Source organism: Tsukamurella ocularis (genome assembly GCF_965138335.1).
Taxonomy (GTDB): Bacteria; Actinomycetota; Actinomycetes; order Mycobacteriales; family Mycobacteriaceae; genus Tsukamurella; species Tsukamurella ocularis_A.
Genome location: NZ_CBCSDV010000009.1, coordinates 26329 through 46744 on the forward strand (window position 1 = coordinate 26329; position 20416 = coordinate 46744).

Here is a 20416-nt window from a genome sequence, read left to right on the forward strand (position 1 = left end):
CGCGCTCACTTCTGTAGTCTCGAAATCGTGCCCGCGGCTAACGACACCCGATCCCGCGCGCCGCACCTTCCCGCGGAGGAGCGGCGTGCGGCGCTGATCGCGGCGACGCGCGACGCCCTGCTGGAGCACGGCGCGGTGCCCACCACCAAGCAGATCGCCGCCGCCGCGGGGGTCGCGGAGGGCACCATCTTCCGCGTCTTCGACTCCAAGGAGGACCTGCTCGACGCGGTGATGGTCGAGTCCTTCGATCCCGCACCGCTCCTCACCGAGATCGACGCCATCGACCCCGCGCTGCCGCTCCGCGAGCGCCTCTACCGGTTCACCGAGCTCGTGCAGGCCCGGTTCCAGCGGATCTTCGGACTCATGGACGCCCTCGGCCTCGTCGCCCCGCCGCACGTGCGGGACCGGGACGCGCACCGTCGGGCGAAGGAGGGCGGACCGGCGCTCGTGTCCCGGCTCCGCGGCGTGATCGGCGACGACGCCGACCTGCTCTCCGTCCCGCCGGAGGAGGCGATCCACCTGCTGCGCCTGCTCACCTTCTCCGGCAGCCACCCCCACATCAGCGACGGGCACGTCCTGTCGCCGCAGCGCATCGTCGACGTCCTGCTCGACGGCATCTCGGCCCAGCCCACCACCGCATCCGCGCGAAGGAACAGCCTCCCGTGACCCTGCTCAGACTCATCGCCGCGCATCTGCGGCCGTACCGGCCCTGGCTGCTCGCCGTGGCCGCCTTCCAATTCGTCAGCGTCGTCGCCAACCTGGTGCTGCCCAGCATCAACGCCAAGATCATCGACCTCGGGGTGACGCCGGGCGACACCGGCTACATCTGGCGCATGGGCGGGATCATGCTGGTGATCACGCTGTTCCAGGTGATCGCGGCGGGCGGCGCCACCTACTTCGCGTCCCGCAGCGCCATGGCCTTCGGCCGCGACACCCGGCGATCCCTGTTCGGCCGGGTCCGCACCTTCTCCGGCCGCGAGGTCTCCGGATTCGGCGCGGCGTCGCTCATCACCCGCAGCACCAACGACGTGCAGCAGGTCCAGCTCCTCGTGCTGATGACCCTGTCGATGATGATCCAGGCGCCGTTCATGGCGGTCGGCGGCGTCGTCATGGCGGTGCGGGAGGAGCCCGGCCTCGCCTGGCTCATGGTGGTGGCGGTCCCCGTCCTCGGCGCGGTCCTGGGCGTGGTGATCAGCAAGATGATCCCCGGCTTCCGCGTGGTGCAGACCCGGCTCGACGCGGTCAATCAGGTGCTCCGCGAACAGCTCACGGGCGTCCGGGTGATCCGGGCCTTCGTCCGCGAGCCCGTCGAGCGGGAGCGGTTCGACGGTGCCAACAGCGCCCTCACCGACGCCTCGATCCGCGTCATGCGGCTGATGGCGGTCATGTTCCCGTGGGTGATGCTGGTGCTCAACCTCTCCACCGTCGCGGTCTGGTGGTTCGGCGCGCACCTCATCGCCGACGGCACCGCCCAGATCGGCTCGGTCACCGCCTACATGCAGTACATGATGCAGATCCTCATGTCGGTGATGATGGCGACCTTCATGGTGATGATGGTGCCCCGCGCATCCGTCGCCGCCGAGCGCATCACGGACGTGCTCACCACCCGATCCACGGTCGCGCCGCCGGAGCACCCGGACCCCTTGCCCGCGATCACCGGCGTCGTCGAGCTGGACGACGTCACCATGTGCTACCCCGGCGCCGCGAAGCCGGTGCTGCAGAACGTGAACCTGACGGCCCGTCCGGGGGAGACCGTCGCGATCATCGGGTCCACCGGCTCGGGGAAGTCGACGCTGATCAACCTCCTGGCGCGCCTGTTCGACGCCACCGCCGGCGCGGTGCGGTACGACGGCGTCGACGTGCGGGACCTGCGCGCCGACGCCCTGTGGGGGCACGTCGGGCTGGTGCCGCAGCGCGGCTACCTGTTCAGCGGCACCGTCGCGAGCAACCTGCGGTTCGGCAACCCGGACGCGACCGACGACGAGCTCGCCGAGGCGCTGCGCATCGCACAGGCGGACGACTTCGTCGCCGAGCTCGGCGGCCTCGACGCGCCGATCGCCCAGGGCGGCAGCAACGTCTCCGGCGGGCAGCGCCAGCGGCTCGCGATCGCCCGCGCTCTCGTCGCGAAGCCCGCGGTGTACCTCTTCGACGACAGCTTCTCCGCGCTCGACCTCGCGACCGACGCGAAGCTGCGTGCCGCGCTGCGGCCGTACACACGCGAGGCCACGGTCTTCATCGTCGGGCAGCGCATCTCGACGATCGCGGGCGCCGATCAGATCCTCGTGCTCGAGGACGGCGAGGTGGTCGGCCACGGCACCCACGCCGAGCTCCTCGAGACCTGTCCCACCTACCAGGAGATCGCCGGCAGCCAGGCGACGGCGGGGAGTGCAGCATGACCGGACCCGGAGCACGGGCCGCCGCCGCGGCGACGGCGGGCTCGCCCAACCAGAAGCCGATGACCTTCTGGCCCTCGCTGGGGCGCCTGCTCGGGCGGCTGAGCGAGCAGCGCTCGGCGATGACGGCGGCGGTGCTGCTGTCCGTCGGCTCGGTGACCGCCGCGGTGATCGCCCCGAAGGTGATCGGCACTGCGGTGGACGCGATCTACGACGGCTTCCGCTCGCAGCTCCAGCACGGGCCCGGCATCGACTTGTCCCGCGTCGGCACCATCCTCACGTGGGTGATCGGGCTGTTCGTGGCGAGCGCGGCGCTGCAGTACGCGCAGGGCTTCCTGCTCAACGGCGCGGTCCAGCGGGTCATGTACTCGCTGCGCCGCGAGGTCGAGGAGAAGCTGAACCGGCTGCCGCTGAGCTACTTCGACAAGCAGCCCCGCGGCGAGCTGCTCTCCCGCGTGACCAACGACATCGACAACCTCGGCCAGTCGCTGACGCAGGCGCTGAGCCAGCTCATCGTCTCGGCGTTCACCGTGATCGGCGTGCTGATCATGATGCTCATCGTCTCGCCGCTGCTCACCGCGGTCGCGGTCGTGGTGATCCCTCTCATCGTGATCTTCGCGGGGCAGATCATGAAGCGCAGCCAGAAGCACTTCGTCGCGCAATGGCGCTCGACGGGCTCGCTCAACGCGCAGGTCGAGGAGGCCTTCACCGGCCACGACCTGGTCACCGTCTACGGCCGCGGCGACGCGCTGCAGGAGCGCTTCGCCGAGGAGAACGACGCGCTGATGAACGCGAGCTACAAGGCGCAGTTCCTCTCGGGCCTCGTCATGCCGATCAGCATGTTCGTGGGCAACCTGCAGTACGTCGCCGTGTGCGTCGTCGGCGGCCTGCGCGTGGCCGCGGGCGGGATGAGCCTGGGCGATGTCATCGCCTTCATCCAGTACTCGCGGCAGTTCACCCAACCCGTCACCCAGATGGCCTCGATGGTGAACATGCTGCAGTCCGGCGTGGCCTCCGCCGAGCGCGTCTTCGCGATCCTCGACGCCGAGGAGCAGACCGTCGAGCGCGCCGGCGCCCTCCCGGTGCCGACCCGCGGCCGCGTCGCCTTCGAGGACGTCTCGTTCGGATACAAGAGCGACGAGCCGCTCATCGACGGACTGAACCTCGTGGCCGAGCCCGGCCGCACCGTCGCCATCGTCGGCCACACGGGCGCGGGCAAGACGACCCTGGTCAACCTGATCATGCGGTTCTACGAGCTCAGTGGCGGCCGGATCACCATCGACGGCGTCGACATCGCCGAGGTCGAGCGTGCGGACCTGCGCCGGCGGATGGGCATGGTGCTGCAGGACACCTGGCTGTTCGAGGGCACCATCCGGGAGAACATCCGGTACGGCCGTCTCGACGCCACCGACGAGGAGGTCTACGCCGCCGCGCGGGCCACCTTCGTCGACCGCTTCGCGCACTCGCTGCCCGACGGGTACGACACCGTGCTCGACGACGAATCCGGCAGCGTCTCCGCGGGCGAGCGCCAGCTCATCACGATCGCGCGGGCCTTCCTCGCCGAGCCGGCCGTCCTCATCCTCGACGAGGCGACCAGCTCGGTGGACACCCGAACGGAGGTGCTGCTGCAGCAGGCCATGCACGCGCTGCGGGCCGACCGCACGAGCTTCGTCATCGCGCACCGGCTCTCGACCATCCGCGACGCCGACGTCATCGTCGTGATGGACCACGGGCGGATCGTCGAACAGGGCTCGCACGACGAGCTGCTCGCGGCGGGCGGCCACTACGCGGGCCTGTACCGGGCCCAGTTCGAGGGCGTCGAGATCTGACGCGCGAGTCGGCCCGGACCTCGCCACCGGGGCGACGGTGCGCGAGCGGGTTACGCTGGTGCTCGACGGAACGGACGATATGGGGCAGAAGCGACGGACATGAGTGACGAACTCGCACCCGGGACGGTGATCGGCGGTTATCGGATCGAGCGACGCCTGGGATCCGGCGGCATGGGCTCCGTCTACCTCGCCAAGCACCCCGAGCTACCCCGGTACGACGCGCTCAAGGTGCTGGGCGCCGGCTATTCGGGCGACGAGGCCTTCCGCAAGCGCTTCCTGCGGGAGGCGGAGCTCGCCGCCCGCCTCGACCACCCCAACGTCGTCACCATCTACAACCGCGGCACCGAGGGCGCCCGGCTGTGGATCGCGATGCAGTACGTCGAGGGCGACGACTGCTCGGTGCTGCTCAAGCGCAACCCGGGCGGCCTGGCTCCGGCCGTCGCCGTGGAGATCGTCGGCCAGATCGGGCGGGGGCTCGACCGCGCCCACCGCGCCGGCCTGCTCCACCGCGACATCAAACCCGCCAACATCCTCGTCGCCGCCGCGGATGACGACGACGGCGAGGAGCGGCGGGCGCTGCTCACCGACTTCGGCGTCGCGAAGGGCGGTGAGGACACCTCGCAGCTCACCGCCGTCGGCACCGTCCTGGCGACGCTCGCGTACGCCTCCCCGGAGCAGCTGTGCGGTGAGGAGCTCGACCCGCGCTCGGACCAGTATTCGCTGGCCGCGACCTTCTTCCACCTGGTCACGGGCAAGGTGCCGTACACCGGCGCGAGCACCGACGCGGTGATCGACGCGCACTTCAACGCGCCGCCGCCCCGCATCTCGCAGATCCGGGAGGGCGTCCCGCCCGCCGTCGACGCCGTGGTCGCACGCGGCCTCGCGAAGACCCCGGCCGAGCGGTTCGCCACGTGCAAGGAGTTCGCGACCGCCCTGAAGTCGGCGCTGACGGCCCCCGTCGGCCGGCCCGCGCCGCGCCCGATGCCGCGCCCCGCGCCGCCCGGCTACGTCCCCGGGCCCGGGCACCCGTCCGGCCCGCAGCCGCCCGCGACCGCGGGGCGTCCGTCCGTTCCCGTGCAGCGGACCGTCGCGCCCGGCATCCGCGGGCAGGCGAACCGGGCCGGTCACCCGCCGGCTAGGCCCGCGCAGCCGTCCCCGCCGCAGCCCGCCGTGCCGCCGCAGGCCGTCGGCCCGCAGCCGCTGTACGGCGCGAGCTCGGGCGCCCGGTCCGGGGCGATGCAGCGCCCGCCGGCGCCACGCGCGCAGCCCGCGAAGGCGCCCGCCGCGGGCGGCATCTCGCCCGCGGTCCTGGTGCTGGTGGGGGTGGCGGTGGTCGCGTTGCTGGTGTTGATCCTGGTCATCGCCTTCGGCTGACGATCCGCGGGACGTGTCGGTGGAGGGGCCTACACTGCCTAATGACAGCGTTGAGATTCTTCACCGGAGGTGAGTAGCCCATGACGTCCGCCGCCGGCTCCTTCGTGCATCTGCACAACCACACCGAGTACTCGATGCTCGACGGTGCGGCCAAGGTCGACCCGTTGTTCGCGGAGGCCAAGCGGCTGGGCATGACCGCGGTGGGCATGTCGGACCACGGCAATATGTTCGGCGCCTCGGACTTCTACAACACCGCGGTGAAGTACGACATCAAGCCGATCATCGGCATCGAGGCGTACATCGCGCCGGAGTCGCGGTTCAACACCAAGCGCGTCAAGTGGGGCGATCCGTCGCAGAAGAGCGACGACGTCTCGGGCTCGGGTGCGTACACCCACATGACGATGGTGGCGGAGAACGCCACGGGCCTGCGCAACCTGTTCAAGCTCAGCTCGCTCGCCTCCATCGAGGGCCAGCTGGGCAAGTGGTCCCGCATGGACGCGGAGATCATCGCCGAGCACGCCGAGGGCATCATCGCGACCACGGGCTGCCCGTCGGGCGAGGTGCAGACCCGGCTGCGGCTCGGGCACGAGCGGGAGGCGCTCGAGGCGGCCGCCAAGTGGCAGGAGATCTTCGGCAAGGACAACTTCTACCTGGAGTTGATGGACCACGGGATCGACATCGAGCGCCGGGTCCGCGAGGGGCTGCTGAACATCGGCCGCCAGCTGGGCATCAAGCCGCTGGCCACGAACGACTGCCACTACGTCACCAAGGACAAGGCGGAGTCGCACGGCGCGCTGCTGTGCATCCAGACCGGCAAGACGCTCTCGGATCCCACGCGTTTCCAGTTCGACGGTGACGGCTACTACCTCAAGTCGGCCGACGAGATGCGGGCGCTGTGGGACTCGCAGGTGCCGGGCGCGTGCGATTCGACCGTCGAGATCGGGGAGCGGGTCCAGTCCTACAAGGAGGTCTGGGAGCACAAGGACCGCATGCCGCGGTTCCCGGTGCCCGAGAACCACACGCAGGAGTCGTTCCTCGAATCCGAGGTGATGGACGGCCTGAACCGGCGTTTCCCCGACGGTCCGCCGGAGGACTACGTCGCGCGGGCGAAGTACGAGCTCTCGGTCATCAACGAGATGGGTTTCCCGGCGTACTTCCTGGTGGTCGGTGACCTCATCGCGCACGCGCACGAGGTCGGCATCCGCGTGGGCCCGGGCCGTGGTTCCGCGGCGGGTTCGCTCGTCGCGTGGGCGTTGGGCATCACCAACATCGACCCGATCCCGCACGGTCTGCTGTTCGAGCGGTTCCTCAATCCCGAGCGCGTGTCGATGCCCGATATCGATATCGACTTCGATGATCGTCGCCGCGGCGAGATGATCACCTACGCCTCGGAGAAGTGGGGCTCGGACAAGGTGGCCCAGGTCATCACGTTCGGCACCATCAAGACGAAGGCCGCGATCAAGGACTCGGCCCGTGTCATCTACGGCCAGCCGGGGTATTCGATCGCCGACCGCATCACCAAGGCGCTCCCGCCGCCCATCATGGCCAAGGACATCTCGGTCAAGGGCATCACGGACCCCTCGCACGAGCGGTACAAGGAGGCCGTCGAGGTCCGGCAGTTGATCGAGACCGATCCGGACGTCTCGAAGATCTACGACATGGCGCTCGGGCTCGAGGGCCTGATCCGCAACGCGGGCGTGCACGCCTGCGCAGTGATCATGTCGTGTGATCCGCTCACGGATGCGATCCCGGTGTGGAAGCGCGCGCAGGACGGCGCGATCATCACCGGCTGGGACTACCCGTCGTGCGAGGCCATCGGCCTGCTGAAGATGGACTTCCTGGGCCTGCGCAACCTCACCGTCATCGGTGACGCGCTCGGCAACATCAAGCACAACCGCGGCATCGAGCTGGACATGGATCAGCTCCCGATCGACGACGAGACGACGTACGAGCTGCTGCAGAAGGGCAACACCCTCGGCGTCTTCCAGCTCGACGGCGGCCCCATGCGGGACCTGCTGCGCCGCATGCAGCCCACCAAGTTCGAGGACATCGTGGCCGTGGGCGCCCTGTACCGCCCCGGTCCGATGGGCGTGAACGCGCACAACGACTACGCGGACCGCAAGAACGGCCGCCAGCAGGTCAAGCCGATCCACCCGGAGCTCGAGGAGCCCCTGGGCGAGATCCTGTCGGAGACCTTCGGTCTCATCGTGTACCAGGAGCAGATCATGCAGATCGCGCAGAAGGTCGCCGGGTACAGCCTCGGCCAGGCCGATCTGCTGCGGCGCGCGATGGGCAAGAAGAAGAAGGAGATCCTCGACGAGGCCTACGGCGGCTTCCAGCAGGGGATGCTCGACAACGGCTTCTCGCAGGCCGCGATCACCGCGCTGTGGGAGACGGTCCTCCCGTTCGCCGGCTACGCGTTCAACAAGTCGCACGCCGCCGCGTACGGCCTCGTCTCCTACTGGACCGCGTACCTCAAGGCGAACTACCCGGCCGAGTACATGGCCGCACTGCTCACCTCCGTCGGCGACGACAAGGACAAGGCCGCCATCTACCTCGGCGACTGCCGCCGCCTCGGGATCACCGTGCTCCCGCCGGACGTCAACGAGTCCTTCCACGCCTTCACCTCGGTCGGCGAGGACATCCGCTTCGGCATGGGCTCCGTGCGCAACGTCGGTGAGGGCGTCGTCGCGTCCATCGTGAACACCCGCAAGGAGAAGGGGAACTTCACCTCCTTCTCGGACTACCTCGCCAAGATCGAGGTCGCGGCCTGCTCCAAGAAGGTCACCGAATCCCTCATCAAGGCGGGCGGTTTCGACTCGCTCGAGCATCCCCGCAAGGGACTGCTCCTGGTGCACGCCGACGCCATCGAGTCGGTGCTCTCGACCAAGAAGGCCGAAGCCGTGGGCCAGTTCGACCTCTTCGGGTCCATGGGTGAGGAGGACGGTGCCGCCGGCCCCATCGACGACGTCTTCACCATCAAGGTCCCCGACGAGGAGTGGGACGGCAAGCACAAGCTCGCCCTGGAACGGGAGATGCTGGGCCTGTACGTCTCCGCGCATCCGCTCGACGGGGTGGAGCACGTGATCGCGGCGCAGACCGACACGCCCATCCCGGCGATCGTCGAGGGCGACGTGAAGGACGGCACCCAGGTCACCGTCGGCGGCATCCTGCAGTCGGTGAACCGGCGCGTGAACAAGAACGGCGCCCCGTTCGCGTCCGCGCAGATCGAGGACCTCTCCGGTGGTATCGAGGTCTTCTTCTTCCCCCAGGCCTACGCCGCCTACGGCGCGGAGGTCGTGGAGGACGCGGTGGTGCTCATCAAGGCACGCGTGAACTTCCGCGACGACAAGGTGACTCTCATCGCGAACGACATCGCGCCGATCGACCTGTCCCAGATCGGGGTGGCGAAGCCGCTCTCGCTCACGATGCAGACGCGGGTGTGCACGCAGGACAAGGTCTCCGCGCTCAAGCAGGTGCTGCAGCGCCACCCCGGCGTCTCCGACGTGCACGTCAAGCTGGTCAGCGGCGACAAGGCCACGACGCTGCGGCTCGACGACACCCTCCGGGTGAACCCGTCGTCCTCGCTGATGGGTGACCTCAAGGCGCTCCTCGGCCCGAACTGCCTGGCCTGACGGTCCTCGGACGCCGGCCCCTCACACGCCGGCCGCGGTGCCGAAGATCCGCTGGAACAGGTCCTCCCCGTGGCTGGTCGGCAGGGGCCGACCGGGGAGCACCCGAAAGGTGCGGTCGCCGGAGTCGAGACGCTCCGCACGGAGGAACGCGTGCCGCGGGTCCTCCGCGTCGGCGAGCCCGCGCGCGAGCTCGTACATGTGGGTCACGTAGACGACGGTGATCCCGCAGTCCCGCAGGGTCTCGACGACCTGCCGCGCCAGCGCCGCGCCCTCACGCTCGTTCGTCGATGCGAGCGACTCGTTGCACAACAGGAGTGCGCCCGGCCGGATCACGTCGGCGATGGCGCTCATCCGGGCCAGCTCCTCCTCCAGCCGCCCCGCGGTGTCGCCGCCGTCGCGCTCCTCCCCGCCGAAATGCGTGAGCACCTGCGAGTGGACGGGGCCGCGGTACTCCCGCGCGGGCACCGGCATGCCGCAGCGCAGCATGAGCTGGGCGGTGCCGATGCTGCGCAGCAGCGTGGTCTTCCCGCCGTGGTTCGCGCCGGTGATCATCGTGACCGCGGCGTTCTCGGTCTGGATGTCGTTGCCGACAACGGGTTCCCGCGCCTGAAGGGCGAGCGCGGGGTGGTAGAGGCCACGGCACGTCAGGCCCCGCTCCGACGGTTCCGGTAGGCACCAGGGGGGCGCCGCGTTCGTCCAGCGCGCCGAGGAGGTTCATGACGGCGCGGTAGAAACCCAGCTCGTCGGCGATGGTCCGGAAGTACGCGGCCACGTGCTCGGCCGCCTGCGCGACGGCGTCGGCCGCGGTCCGGATGCCGCGACCCGCCAGCACCGTCAGGGCCTCCGCGGCGGCCGGGTCGTCGACGTCGAGGTCGATCGCCCCGTCGCGCCCGCGCAAGCGGCGCCACCCGGAGCGATCCGCGTGCCGCAGTACGTGGTCCGTGCCGTGCGCCCCCGCGCCCAGCCGCACGCTGATCAGCTCGCCCTTCGCGAACCGCAGCCCCTCGAGGTGCTCCCGGACCGTCGTCAGGTAGGCGTCGTCGAGGTCGGTGGCGATGCAGGTGAAGAAGGTGTCGAAGCCCGCCGAGGCGAAGCCGCCGCGCCATCGGTCGCAGGCCGCGCGCAGCTCGGTGAAGGCCTCCAGGAACATGTCCAGGACGTCGAGCGACCGGTACAGCACCTTGTCCGGCGTGGCGCGGGTGAACAGTCCGAAGTAGTTGTGCCGCTCCCGGTCGACCGCCTTCGCCGCGATCCGTCGGAGGTCGTCGACCGCGTCGGGGTGGGCGAGGCAGTCCCGCAGGACCTCGTGGCGGTAGCGGATGTCCTCGGCGGAGGCGACGTCGCCGAGCAGCACCGCCTCCGCGACCCGGTGGAGTCCGTCGTCGCCGGCGGCCATGACCGGGAGCAGCCGATCCAGCCCGAGGTTCCGGCGCAGCTCCTCGGACCGCGGTGGCGCGGGTGGGGCGTCGCGCAGGTCGCGGTCGCGGTAGAGCAGGCGCGTCCTCATGACGCGATCCTCCGGCGCAGGGCCTCGGCGTCGAGGCCGTGCCGGCGCGCGAGGGCGGCCGCGTGGGCGAGGCCCTGCGGCCGGCCCCGGCGCACTCGGAAGGTGCGGGCGGACGGCTCGGCGGGGACGTCGGCGGTCATGCTGACCACCCCGCCGCCGAGCTGGGCGATCTCGTCGACGAAGGTGACGTAGATGCAGCGCGCGCCGCGCTCCACCAGCCGGTGCACGACGGCGGCACCGAGCCGGGCGCCGTCCTCCAGCGACGTCGACGCGAAGGTCTCGTTCATCACTACGACGCTGCGGTCGGTCGCCGCGGTGAGGATCTCGCGCATGCCCACGATGTCCGCCTCCAGCCTGCCGCGCCGGTCGTCGGCGGACTCGGGCCGCTCGAACTGCGTGAACAGCTCGTCGAAGAGCCCGATCACGGCGGCTGTGCCGGGCACGGGGAGGCCCAGCGCCGCCAGATGGTGGGTCTGCCCGAAGGCTCGGGCGAGCGCGGTCTTGCCGCCGTGGTTCGGACCGGTGACCACGAGCACGCGCTCCTCGGCGTCCAGCCGGAGGTCGTTGCCGATCACGGGTGCCCCGCGGCGGACCAGGTCCATCGCCATCGCCAGGTCCGCGACGCCGCGTGCGTCGAGGACGGGATCGTCGGCGATCGTGGGGAACGCGAACGGCACGCCGGCCGCTTCCAACCGCGCCACCAGGTCTAGGTAGCCCAGGTACCAGCGGAGCTCGAGGTCGGCGCGGGTCACCGTCGGGTCGCCGTACCCGGCGTGCCGCTCGCGGAACCGGGCGAGCGTCCGGAAGGTGTCGGGGAACAGGGCCGTGACGTCGGTGAGGATGGCGGCCTCGACCCCGTCGAGGCCCGGCCGCACGGGAACGTCCTCCGCGCGCCGGGCGGCCCCGTCGACCCGGAACCGCTCGAAGACGGCGGCGACCTCGGCGCCGTAGTCCGCCTCCCCGTGATACCGCCCCACCCGGACGTCGGACTTCTTGATCCGCACGGTGTACTCGACACCGTCCATCAGGGCCGCCGCCTCCGCCGCGTCGCCCGACAGCTCCCGGTGGGCGCGCGAATCTGCCAGCGCATCGAGGTGCGCGCGCAGATCGCGCAGCGCCGCGGGCGGGTCCGCGGCAGCGGCGAGCGCGTCCCGCAGGCCGGCGACGGCGGCGAGGTATCGGCGCGCACCGTCGAGGAACCAGGCGTCGCGCTCTGGGGCGAGCCGCAACCGCTCCGCGTTCGACCGTGCCTCCCGCGTCGCAGCCATCGTCGCGCAGAACGACCGCAGCGCGGCGGTGAGCGAGGCGTCCCGCCGCAGGGCGCGGCACAGGTCCTGCCGGTACCGCGCGACCGCCGGCGTCGGCGCGGGCACGCGGAACAGGGGAGCGATGTCGGGGTCCTGCGCGGCGGCCGCGCCGACGATGTGATCCAGACCCAGATCGGCGAAGTGGTCCGGGTCGCGTTCGGGCGGGTCGACCGCGGGCGTGCCCAGGAGGGAAGGGGATTCCACACGCACCTCCGCTCGTCGCCCGTGTCGTCACGGCCGGACCGGCGGGTGGTGTCGGCGGCGTCCACATGGACCGCCGGTTCCTCGACCGTACGTCCGTGGAGAACGCCGGGCAAGGCTGCAGGGGCGCTTATCCCTGGTTGTGCAGGGCGCGAGCGGCCCACCAGACCGCGACGCCCGCGCCGGTGGCGGCGAGGATCGCGGGCGCGAACGACGCTGCGCCGGTGGCCAGCGTGAGCACCGCGCCGAGGGCCAGGACGACCAGCGCGGCGAGCAGCGACTCCACCTTGTAGCGGGGCCAGGCGACACCGAAAACGTCGACGGTGGACCGCTGCGCAGAGGCGCGGCGGTCGGAAGTCGAGGATGCGGTGACGGTGGTCATGGGGTTCACCATACCCTGCGACCAAGGTTTCGGCCACCCGAACTCACGGTCCGGCGGGGCGATCTGGGATGATGGGACGCGTGTTGCGCTGGATCACCGCAGGAGAATCGCACGGCCCCGCCCTCGTGGCCCTCGTGGAGGGCATGGTCGCGGGCGTCGAGGTCACGTCGTCGGACATCGCCGCCCAGTTGGCGCGGCGACGCCTCGGCTACGGCCGTGGTGCGCGCATGAAGTTCGAGGCCGACAAGGTCACCATCCTCGGTGGTGTCCGGCACGGCCGTACCCAGGCGGGCCCCGTCGCCATCGAGATCGGCAACACCGAGTGGCCCAAGTGGGAGCAGGTCATGTCGGCCGATCCCGTCGACCAGGAGCTGCTCGACGGGATGGCCCGCAACGCGCCCCTCACCCGGCCGCGGCCCGGCCACGCCGACTACTCGGGGATGCTCAAGTACGGCTTCGAGGACGCGCGTCCCGTGCTGGAGCGCGCCAGCGCCCGCGAGACGGCCGCCCGCGTCGCCGCCGGCACCGTCGCCCGGAACTTCCTGCGCCAGGCCTTCGGCGCCGAGGTGGTCAGCCACGTCATCTCGATCGGCGCGTCGGAGCCCTACGTCGGCCCGACCCCGTCGGGCGCCGACATCGACCGGATCGACGCCTCGCCCGTGCGCGCCTTCGACGAGGCCGCCGAGCAGTCGATGATCGCCGAGATCGAGGCCGCCAAGAAGGACGGCGACACGCTCGGCGGCGTCGTCGAGGTCGTGGTCACGGGCCTGCCCGTGGGTATCGGCTCCGTCGCCTCGGGCGAGAGCCGTCTCGACGCGCGGCTCGCCGCCGCCCTCATGGGCATCCAGGCGATCAAGGGCGTCGAGGTGGGCGACGGCTTCGAGACCGCGCGCCGCCGCGGCAGCGCCGCGCACGACGAGATGCTGCCCGACAAGGGCGGCGTGCTCCGCTCGACCAACCGCGCGGGCGGCGTCGAGGGCGGCATGACCAACGGCGAGGAGCTGCGCGTGCGCGCGGCGATGAAGCCGATCTCGACGGTGCCGCGCGCGTTGCGCACCATCGACATGCAGACCGGCACCGAGGCCGTGGCGATCCACCAGCGCAGCGACGTCTGCGCCGTGCCCGCCGCCGGCGTGGTGGCCGAATCCATGGTGGCTCTCGTCGTCGCGCAGGCGGCGCTCGAGAAGTTCGGCGGCGACAGCATCGCCGAGACCCGCAGCAACATCGAGCGGTACTCCGAGCAGGTGGCGGCGCGGTTGCAGCGGGTGACGCCCGAGGCGATCTGATGGGCACCGCGCCCGGCCGCGAGCCGGGGCCCGCGGCGATCCTGATCGGCCCGCCCGGGGCGGGGAAGACGACCATCGGCCGTCGGCTGGCGCGCGCGCTGCGGGTCGAGTTCCTCGACGTCGACGAGGAGATCGAGCGCCGCGAGGGCCGCTCCATCCCGCAGATCTTCGCCGGTGACGGCGAGCCCGCCTTCCGGGCCATCGAGGAGACCGTCGTCGCCGACGTGGTCGCGCACCACCCCGGGGTCGTGTCCCTCGGCGGCGGCGCCGTGCTCTCCGAGACGACCCGCACGCTGCTCCGCCGGCACCAGGTCGTCTACCTCGAACTGACCGAGGAGGAGGGGATCCGGCGCACGGTGAACCCGGCCGCGTCGAACCGCCCGCTCCTGAAGGGGAACGACCCCGCCGCGGCGTACCGCGCGCTGATGGCGCGGCGCACACCGATCTACCGTGAACTCGCGACGATCCGCGTCTCGACCGTGGGGCGCGCCCCGTCGTCCGTCGTCCGGCAGGTGCAGCGGCGCCTCAAGGACACCGCACCCGGGCGGGAGCGCCGCGGCCCCTGGCCGAAGCTGCCCGCCGTCCTCCGCACGTCCGCCAAGAATCGATCGGAGTAGTAGATGAGCGAGAACCCGGTGAAGGTCCGCGTCGACGCGGGCAGCCCGTACGACGTGGTGATCGGTCGTGGGCTGCTGGACGAGACCGTCGCGGCCGCCGGCGAGGCGACCAAGGCCGCGATCTTCTACCAGCCCACCCTCGCCGAGACCGCCGAGGCGCTGCGACAGGCCCTGGCGGACAAGGGTATCGACGCTCACCGCATCGAGCTGCCCGACGCCGAGGCCGGTAAGGATCTCCAGGTCGCCGGGTTCTGCTGGGAGGTGCTCGGCCGCATCGGCCTGAGCCGCCAGGACGTGATCTACAGCCTCGGCGGCGGCGCCGCTACCGACGTCACCGGCTTCGTTGCCGCCACCTGGATGCGCGGCGTGCCCGTCGTGCACATCCCCACCACGCTGCTGGCGATGGTCGACGCGGCCGTCGGCGGCAAGACCGGCATCAACACCGACGCCGGCAAGAACCTGGTCGGCTCCTTCCACGAGCCGCGCTCGGTGATCGTGGACCTGGTGACGCTGGAGACGGTGCCGCGCAACGAGATCGTCGCCGGCATGGCCGAGGTCATCAAGACCGGCTTCATCGCCGACCCGGTGATCCTCGAGCTCATCGAGAAGGATCCCGAGGCGGCGCTCGACCCCACCGGCGACGTGCTTCCGGAGCTGGTCCGCCGGTCCATCGAGGTCAAGGCGAAGGTGGTCTCCGCCGACCTCAAGGAGTCCTCGCTGCGCGAGATCCTCAACTACGGCCACACCCTGGCTCACGCGCTGGAGCGCCGCGAGCGCTACCGCTGGCGTCACGGCGCCGCCGTCTCCGTCGGCCTGATCTACGCCGCGGAGCTGGGGCGCCTCGCCGGCCGCCTGGACGACGAGACCGCCGACCGGCACCGTCGGGTCCTCGAATCCGTGGGCCTGCCCACGAGTTACGACGCCGACGCGTTCGGCCAGCTCCTCGAGTACATGGGCAAGGACAAGAAGAACCGCGCCGGCATGCTGCGGTTCGTCGTGCTCGACGGCCTGGCACGGCCCGGCCGGCTCGAGGCGCCCGACCCCTCGCTGCTCGTCGCCGCGTACTCCGCCGTCGCCAAGGAAGGCACCCAGCCCTCCGGGGCCGTCCTGCTCTGATCGGCGGGTCTACTTCGACGCTGCGCGGACCATCGCGGCGGTGAGTTCTGCAGTGGCATCGTTGTCCGCCGCAGTCGCGCTGCACTGTCGCGAGGCGACGATCATGTTCCGTACCCGCTCGTACGCGTTCGTGCAGACGGCGGCCGGGCCCGTCATCGTCCAGGCAAGGTGGTCGGCGTCGCTCGCCGCGACGTTCAGGGTGAATTCCTCGCCGCCCACCGTGAAGCTCCTGCACGCATCCAGCGAGCTCTTGACCCTTCGGAAGACGGTTCCCGCAGAGGTCGTGGAGTCGAACGTTGCGGCGCGAGCGCTGATGGCTTTGGGTGCTTCCCGGCCCGAGACCAGTTTCGTGTACTTGTCGCCGGCGTTCGCCACGGCACCGTCCCACGTCGACGTCGACGTCGGTTGTGCGGCGGCGAGGCAGGATCGCGGCGCGACCTCCGAGTCAGGATCCTTGTCGTGCGTTCGTGTCGCCATCGCCAGCGGCTGTCCGGATACGCGCGCCACGTCCTCCTGCGTCGGCAGGATCATTGCGGGGGCGATCCGCACGAGCGTGTCGGTCTTCGCGGCGACGCTCGACTCGGTGGCGACGTAGGCGATCGTCTTGACGCCCGCGGCGACCTTCTGTTGCGCATCGGCGAGTGACCTTGCGTAGGCCTCGACGAGGTGACGTCCGGACGTCGCTGCGCAGCGGTAGTGCGTGGTCTCACGGTCACCGTTGGTCGTCATGCGCGAGGTGCAGCCGCTGTCCGTGAGGCCGGGAATCGAGGCTTCTCGCTTGAACCCCTCGGGGAGTGACGCCGGAAGAGCGTGACCGAACAAGAGTCGTGCCCCGTCGGCGGACCGCGTCCGATAGACGATGTTCGCGGCGGACCCGACTGCTTCGACCCCCGCCCGCTCATAGGTCTCGACCGCGGTCGTCCACGAGAATTCTTCGTGGTTGTGTATCCAGGCGCGGGGTGTATAGGCGCCTGAGTCCCGTTCTGACGCGGTGCCTGCGCTGTCTCGGGCGATCGGGATCGTCAGAGCGAGGACCCCTTCGGGGTCCGGCGCGGGCGGATTCGCGAACAGTGCCGAACCGGTGAATTCGTCGAGACTTGCTGACTGGCGAGTCATCAGCGCGGGCGGAGTGCTCGTGCTGACATCGCGACTGCTGACGATCACGACGAATTCACGGTGGGCGAGCATCCAGGTGTCGAACGATTCGAAGCCGTTGGGTGCCGGGACCGCGATCGATCGGGGGTGACCGGCGAGTGCGCTTCTCTTCGAGTACTCGTCGGTCCGTGCAGTCGAGATCGCGTCGACCGCGCGATTCGCCTCGTCTGGTGTGGAGTACCGGAATGCCGCGACGAGTGCGGATGCGGTCGTGCGCGCGCTCCGGCGCCCCGTCGCGTAGCCCGCGAGCAGGCCCTGCGCGAGCGGGTCGAACTGCACGCCGAAGAAGAAGCGAAGGTCGGAGGCATCAATGGCTTGATCGGGCGCACCGTTGTACTCAGTGAGGGCGCCGTCGATCTCGGTCGGGCTGACCAGCGCGTCTGCGAGGTTCAACGACGACTGAACGCGCTGGCCGTCGATGGTCGCTGTGATGGAACGAGGCGCCGTGGGGTAGTTCCCCGAGTCCGCGGTGATCGACGGACCGCCTTCGGGACTTCCTGCGATCGGTGTGGCACACCCGCCACTGACGATCGCCACGCAGCAGATCATTGCTGTGACCAGTGATATCCGCCCCCGCGTCATGCCCGAACTCTAGCCCGCCTCCGAACTCGGAACTGGGATCCCAGGTCCCCGGTGCGGTCAACCCTCATCGCGAAGCCCCAACAGGTCGGCCGTCCTCTCGAGCGTGTAGTCGAACATCGCGTCCGCGGGTTCGAGCGTGTTCGCGAACTGGCCGAACAATTCGAAGCCGACGGCGCCGAACAACTGGGTCCAGGCCAGGAGCGCCAGCGCGAGCTGCGCGGGCTCGGCGTCCGGCGCCACGGCGTCCGCGACGACGCGCAGCTGCTCGGCGTAGACGCCCGACGGTGCCGGTGCCCGCCCGTGCCCGAGCGCGGCGATCCGGGCCAGCGTGCCCGATGTGCGGATCGCGGCCGCGGTCGTCTCCGCCGGCGCGTGGTACCCGGGCACGGGCGAACCGTAGAGCAGCGTGTACTCGTGCGGGTGCGCCACAGCCCAGGTCCGGACGGCGCGCCCCGCGGCCAGCCAGCGTGCCCGCGGGCCGTCGGCCGCCGCGTCCGCCGCCTCCACGGCGTCGCCCAGGGCGTTGTAGGCGTCGGTGATCAGCGCGGTGAGCAGAGCGTCGCGGCTCGGGAAGTAGCGGTACACCGCCGACGACGCCAGGCCCAGGTCCCGGGCGACGGCGCGCAAGGACAGCGCCGCGGCGCCGACCTCGCGGAGCTGGTCCCGTGCGCTGCGGATGATCTCGGCGGTGAGCTCGGCGCGGGCGCGCTCGCGCGCGGTCTGGGAGGCGTTCACCCCTCGATCATTGCACCGATCCGTAACGAGAGCACTGCTCTTGACAACGGCGAGCCCGCGGCGGAGCATGGAATCGAAACGAGAGCACTGCTCACTATTTGGAGGAACTCATGACCGCACCCGCCGCCGACCGCGTCCGCCCCGGCCGGACCGCCACCGCGTTCAACACCGTCGTCGCCTGGCTCGCCCGGCGCGGCGTCTCCGTCTACGGCAGCCGCGAACTCGCCGTCCGCGGTCGCACGTCGGGGGAGTGGCGCACCGTCCCGGTCAACGTCCTCGTCGTCGACGGTGCCGAGCACCTCGTCGCGGCGCGCGGCGTCACGCAATGGGTGCGGAACATGCGCGCCGCGGGGGCCGGCGAGCTCCGGCTCGGGCGGACCGTCGAGCCGTTCACCGCGACCGAACTCACCGACCCGGCCGCCAAGGTGCCGGTGCTGCGCGCCTACCTGCGCAGGTGGGCCTGGGAGGTGGGCGCGTTCTTCCCGGGCCTCTCCGCCGACAGCACCGACGGCGAGCTCGCGGCCGCCGCCGCCCGGTACCCGGTGTTCGTCGTCGCGCGGACCTGCGCGCGCCGCTGAGTGGGCCTGCCCGACCGGCGGAGCGCCGGTACATTCGTCATCGTGAGCGAGACCAGGACCATCGATCAGTCCAGCGGCGTGCTGGAGGTGCACACCGGCGTGGCGGGGCGGTCCGCCCGCCTGGGCCATCGGCTCGTGCTCGCGCCCACCGCGTGGCGGGCGGCCGTCGAGGTCGACGGCGGACAGCCCGTCTCCGTCGTGGTCACCGTCGACGCGGCCTCGCTGGAGGTCGTCTCCGGTGAAGGCGGGCTCACGCCGCTGACCGCACCCGAGCGCGCGGTCGCGACCGCGAACGCGCACCGATCGCTCAAGGTCAAGGCGAATCCGACGATCGAGTACCGCTCCACTACCGTCGAGCCCTCCGAGAACGGCTTCCGCGTGCGCGGCGAGCTGGCGATCTGCGGTACCACCCGCCCGTGCGATTTCGCCCTCGCGTACGAGGAGGCCGAACCGGCACCCGCGCTGGCCACAGCTGTGCCCGTGCGGCAGACCGACTTCGGGATCAAGCCCTTCTCCCTCATGATGGGCACCCTGCAGGTGGCCGACGAGGTGACGGTCATCGCGCGCGCGACGGTCTGACGCCGCGCGGCGGCGCGCGACCGCCGCGCCGCGATACCGTGGCAGGATGCCGCAGACGACCACCGACCACGCCCGCAGGCGGGACGCGCTCCGCGCGGCTCTCGCCCGTCACGAGCCCACCCTCGACGCGCTGCTGGTCACCGACCTCGACAACGTCCGCTACCTCGCGGGCTTCACCGGCTCCAACGGCGCTCTGCTCGTCGCGGCGGACCCCGCCGCGGATGCCATCGCCACCGACGGCCGCTACCTCACCCAGGTGGCGGAGCAGTCCGGCGACCTGCGCGCGATCATCGAGCGCGACGTCGCGAAGGCCCTCCTGACGGAGGCGGTCGGCACCGTCGGCTTCGAGGCGACGGCGCTCAGCTACGCCGACCACGCCCGGCTCGCGCCCGAGGCGCGGCTGGTCCCGACCACCCGCCTCGTCGAGGCGCTGCGCGAGATCAAGGACGAGGGCGAGATCGACCTGCTCCGGGAGGCCTGCGCGATCAGCGACCGCGCCCTCGCCGAACTCGTGGCGGAGGGCGCGATCCGCCCGGGCGTGACCGAGGTCCAGGTGGCCCGCCGGCTCGAGAACCTGATGCACGAGTTCGGCGCCGAGGCGGTCGCCTTCGAGACCATCGTGGCCGCCGGCGCGAACTCGGCGATCCCGCACCACCGGCCCACCACCGCATGGCTCGCGGCCGGCGACTTCGTCAAGATCGACTTCGGCGCGCGGTTCCGGGGGTATCACGCCGACGAGACCAGGACCTTCGTCCTCGGCGAGCCGGCCGCCTGGCAGCGCGAGATCTACGACGTGGTGCGCGCCGCCCAGACCGCCGGCCGGGAGGCTCTCGTGCCGGGCGCCGACGTGCGCGCGATCGACGGCGCGGCCCGCGCCGTGATCGAGGCCGCGGGGTACGGCGAGCAGTTCCTGCACGGTCTCGGCCACGGCGTCGGCGTGCAGATCCACGAAGCCCCGACGCTGGGCAAACTCGGCAGCGGTACACTGTCCGACGGTGCTGTGGTCACCGTGGAGCCGGGTGTGTACCTCCCGGGTCGTGGTGGAGTCCGCATCGAGGACACCCTCGTGGTCCGTGCGGACGGGCCGGAACTGCTGACGCGCACCACCAAAGACTTGATCGCACTCTAGGAGAATCGACA

At 71.1% G+C, this 20416-nt stretch carries 17 protein-coding genes; 12 read left to right on the plus strand and 5 right to left on the minus strand.

Annotated elements, in window-relative coordinates; all coding sequences use genetic code 11:
• Window positions 1–27 precede the first annotated feature (27 nt).
• From ACNAYW_RS10280 to dnaE, 5 genes are all read left to right on the plus strand, one after another.
• Window positions 28–666, plus strand: coding sequence for a TetR/AcrR family transcriptional regulator (locus tag ACNAYW_RS10280; protein WP_415849603.1), 639 nt, complete (start codon window positions 28–30; stop codon window positions 664–666).
• Window positions 663–2396, plus strand: coding sequence for an ABC transporter ATP-binding protein (locus tag ACNAYW_RS10285; RefSeq protein WP_415849604.1), 1734 nt, complete (start codon window positions 663–665; stop codon window positions 2394–2396). The genes ACNAYW_RS10280 and ACNAYW_RS10285 overlap by 4 nt, the downstream gene beginning before the upstream one ends.
• Window positions 2393–4222 carry an ABC transporter ATP-binding protein gene (locus ACNAYW_RS10290; RefSeq protein WP_415849605.1) on the plus strand — a complete coding sequence of 610 codons (1830 nt, stop codon included), beginning with the start codon at window positions 2393–2395 and terminating at the stop codon, window positions 4220–4222. The genes ACNAYW_RS10285 and ACNAYW_RS10290 overlap by 4 nt, the downstream gene beginning before the upstream one ends.
• Before the next feature lie 99 nt (window positions 4223–4321).
• Window positions 4322–5596: a serine/threonine-protein kinase gene (locus ACNAYW_RS10295; RefSeq protein WP_415849606.1), complete on the plus strand. Its 1275-nt coding sequence runs from the start codon at window positions 4322–4324 to the stop codon at window positions 5594–5596.
• Window positions 5597–5676: 80 nt separating this feature from the next.
• Window positions 5677–9231 (plus strand): DNA polymerase III subunit alpha, encoded by a 3555-nt coding sequence (dnaE, locus tag ACNAYW_RS10300; RefSeq protein ID WP_415849607.1) that lies wholly within the window; start codon window positions 5677–5679, stop codon window positions 9229–9231.
• Between the two features lie 21 nt (window positions 9232–9252).
• Here the strand turns inward: dnaE and ACNAYW_RS10305 are convergent, their stop codons facing one another.
• The gene (locus ACNAYW_RS10305; protein ID WP_415849608.1) at window positions 9253–9783 is read right to left on the minus strand and encodes a MutS-related protein; all 531 of its coding nucleotides are present in this window, start codon (window positions 9781–9783) and stop codon (window positions 9253–9255) included.
• 497 nt (window positions 9784–10280) lie between these two features.
• Between ACNAYW_RS10305 and ACNAYW_RS10310 the strand changes: the two genes are divergently transcribed.
• Window positions 10281–10448 (plus strand): hypothetical protein, encoded by a 168-nt coding sequence (locus ACNAYW_RS10310; RefSeq protein ID WP_415849609.1) that lies wholly within the window; start codon window positions 10281–10283, stop codon window positions 10446–10448.
• A gap of 286 nt (window positions 10449–10734) precedes the next feature.
• Here ACNAYW_RS10310 and ACNAYW_RS10315 read toward each other — a convergent pair whose 3' ends face one another.
• Together ACNAYW_RS10315 and ACNAYW_RS10320 are read right to left on the minus strand one after the other, a co-directional pair.
• Entirely contained in the window at window positions 10735–12249 is a 1515-nt protein-coding gene (locus tag ACNAYW_RS10315; RefSeq protein WP_415849610.1) for a MutS-related protein, read from the minus strand.
• A gap of 127 nt (window positions 12250–12376) precedes the next feature.
• On the minus strand, window positions 12377–12628 hold the full coding sequence (locus ACNAYW_RS10320) for a hypothetical protein (RefSeq protein WP_415849611.1): 252 nt from the start codon (window positions 12626–12628) through the stop codon (window positions 12377–12379).
• An 80-nt stretch (window positions 12629–12708) separates the two neighbouring features.
• Between ACNAYW_RS10320 and aroC the strand changes: the two genes are divergently transcribed.
• Genes aroC through aroB form a run of 3 tightly spaced genes read left to right on the plus strand, consistent with a single transcriptional unit; the run spans window position 12709 to window position 15647 of the window.
• Window positions 12709–13914, plus strand: a complete 1206-nt coding sequence (gene aroC / locus ACNAYW_RS10325) for a chorismate synthase (protein WP_415849612.1) — start codon at window positions 12709–12711, stop codon at window positions 13912–13914.
• A complete protein-coding gene (locus ACNAYW_RS10330; protein ID WP_415849613.1) occupies window positions 13914–14531 on the plus strand; it encodes a shikimate kinase in 618 nt (205 codons plus the stop codon). The genes aroC and ACNAYW_RS10330 overlap by 1 nt, the downstream gene beginning before the upstream one ends.
• A gap of 3 nt (window positions 14532–14534) precedes the next feature.
• Window positions 14535–15647 carry a 3-dehydroquinate synthase gene (gene aroB / locus ACNAYW_RS10335; protein WP_415849614.1) on the plus strand — a complete coding sequence of 371 codons (1113 nt, stop codon included), beginning with the start codon at window positions 14535–14537 and terminating at the stop codon, window positions 15645–15647.
• Window positions 15648–15656: 9 nt separating this feature from the next.
• On the opposite strand, the gene ACNAYW_RS10340 is transcribed toward aroB, so the two are convergent.
• Window positions 15657–17339 (minus strand): DUF7373 family lipoprotein, encoded by a 1683-nt coding sequence (locus ACNAYW_RS10340; RefSeq protein WP_415849615.1) that lies wholly within the window; start codon window positions 17337–17339, stop codon window positions 15657–15659.
• A 102-nt stretch (window positions 17340–17441) separates the two neighbouring features.
• Entirely contained in the window at window positions 17442–18119 is a 678-nt protein-coding gene (locus ACNAYW_RS10345) for a TetR/AcrR family transcriptional regulator (protein ID WP_415849616.1), read from the minus strand.
• 110 nt (window positions 18120–18229) lie between these two features.
• Here ACNAYW_RS10345 and ACNAYW_RS10350 point away from each other — a divergent pair, with 110 nt between their 5' ends.
• From ACNAYW_RS10350 to ACNAYW_RS10360, 3 genes are read left to right on the plus strand one after another with little or no spacing between them, the layout of a single operon-like run.
• Window positions 18230–18697 (plus strand): nitroreductase/quinone reductase family protein, encoded by a 468-nt coding sequence (locus ACNAYW_RS10350; RefSeq protein ID WP_415849617.1) that lies wholly within the window; start codon window positions 18230–18232, stop codon window positions 18695–18697.
• A 42-nt stretch (window positions 18698–18739) separates the two neighbouring features.
• Window positions 18740–19276 carry a YceI family protein gene (locus ACNAYW_RS10355; RefSeq protein WP_415849618.1) on the plus strand — a complete coding sequence of 179 codons (537 nt, stop codon included), beginning with the start codon at window positions 18740–18742 and terminating at the stop codon, window positions 19274–19276.
• A 46-nt stretch (window positions 19277–19322) separates the two neighbouring features.
• Complete coding sequence (locus ACNAYW_RS10360) at window positions 19323–20405, plus strand: M24 family metallopeptidase (RefSeq protein ID WP_415849619.1); 1083 nt, start codon at window positions 19323–19325, stop codon at window positions 20403–20405.
• Window positions 20406–20416 lie beyond the last annotated feature (11 nt).

What these genes read in the sequence shown, in the direction of transcription:
- ACNAYW_RS10295 (WP_415849606.1), top strand. Translation starts at nt 4,322, where the DNA reads ATGAGTGACGAACTCGCACCCGGGACGGTGATCGGCGGTTATCGGATC.
- ACNAYW_RS10290 (WP_415849605.1), top strand. Translation starts at nt 2,393, where the DNA reads ATGACCGGACCCGGAGCACGGGCCGCCGCCGCGGCGACGGCGGGCTCG.
- ACNAYW_RS10305 (WP_415849608.1), bottom strand. Translation starts at nt 9,783, where the DNA reads ATGATCACCGGCGCGAACCACGGCGGGAAGACCACGCTGCTGCGCAGC.
- dnaE (WP_415849607.1), top strand. Translation starts at nt 5,677, where the DNA reads ATGACGTCCGCCGCCGGCTCCTTCGTGCATCTGCACAACCACACCGAG.
- aroB (WP_415849614.1), top strand. Translation starts at nt 14,535, where the DNA reads ATGAGCGAGAACCCGGTGAAGGTCCGCGTCGACGCGGGCAGCCCGTAC.
- ACNAYW_RS10320 (WP_415849611.1), bottom strand. Translation starts at nt 12,628, where the DNA reads ATGACCACCGTCACCGCATCCTCGACTTCCGACCGCCGCGCCTCTGCG.
- ACNAYW_RS10360 (WP_415849619.1), top strand. Translation starts at nt 19,323, where the DNA reads ATGCCGCAGACGACCACCGACCACGCCCGCAGGCGGGACGCGCTCCGC.
- ACNAYW_RS10350 (WP_415849617.1), top strand. Translation starts at nt 18,230, where the DNA reads ATGACCGCACCCGCCGCCGACCGCGTCCGCCCCGGCCGGACCGCCACC.
- ACNAYW_RS10330 (WP_415849613.1), top strand. Translation starts at nt 13,914, where the DNA reads ATGGGCACCGCGCCCGGCCGCGAGCCGGGGCCCGCGGCGATCCTGATC.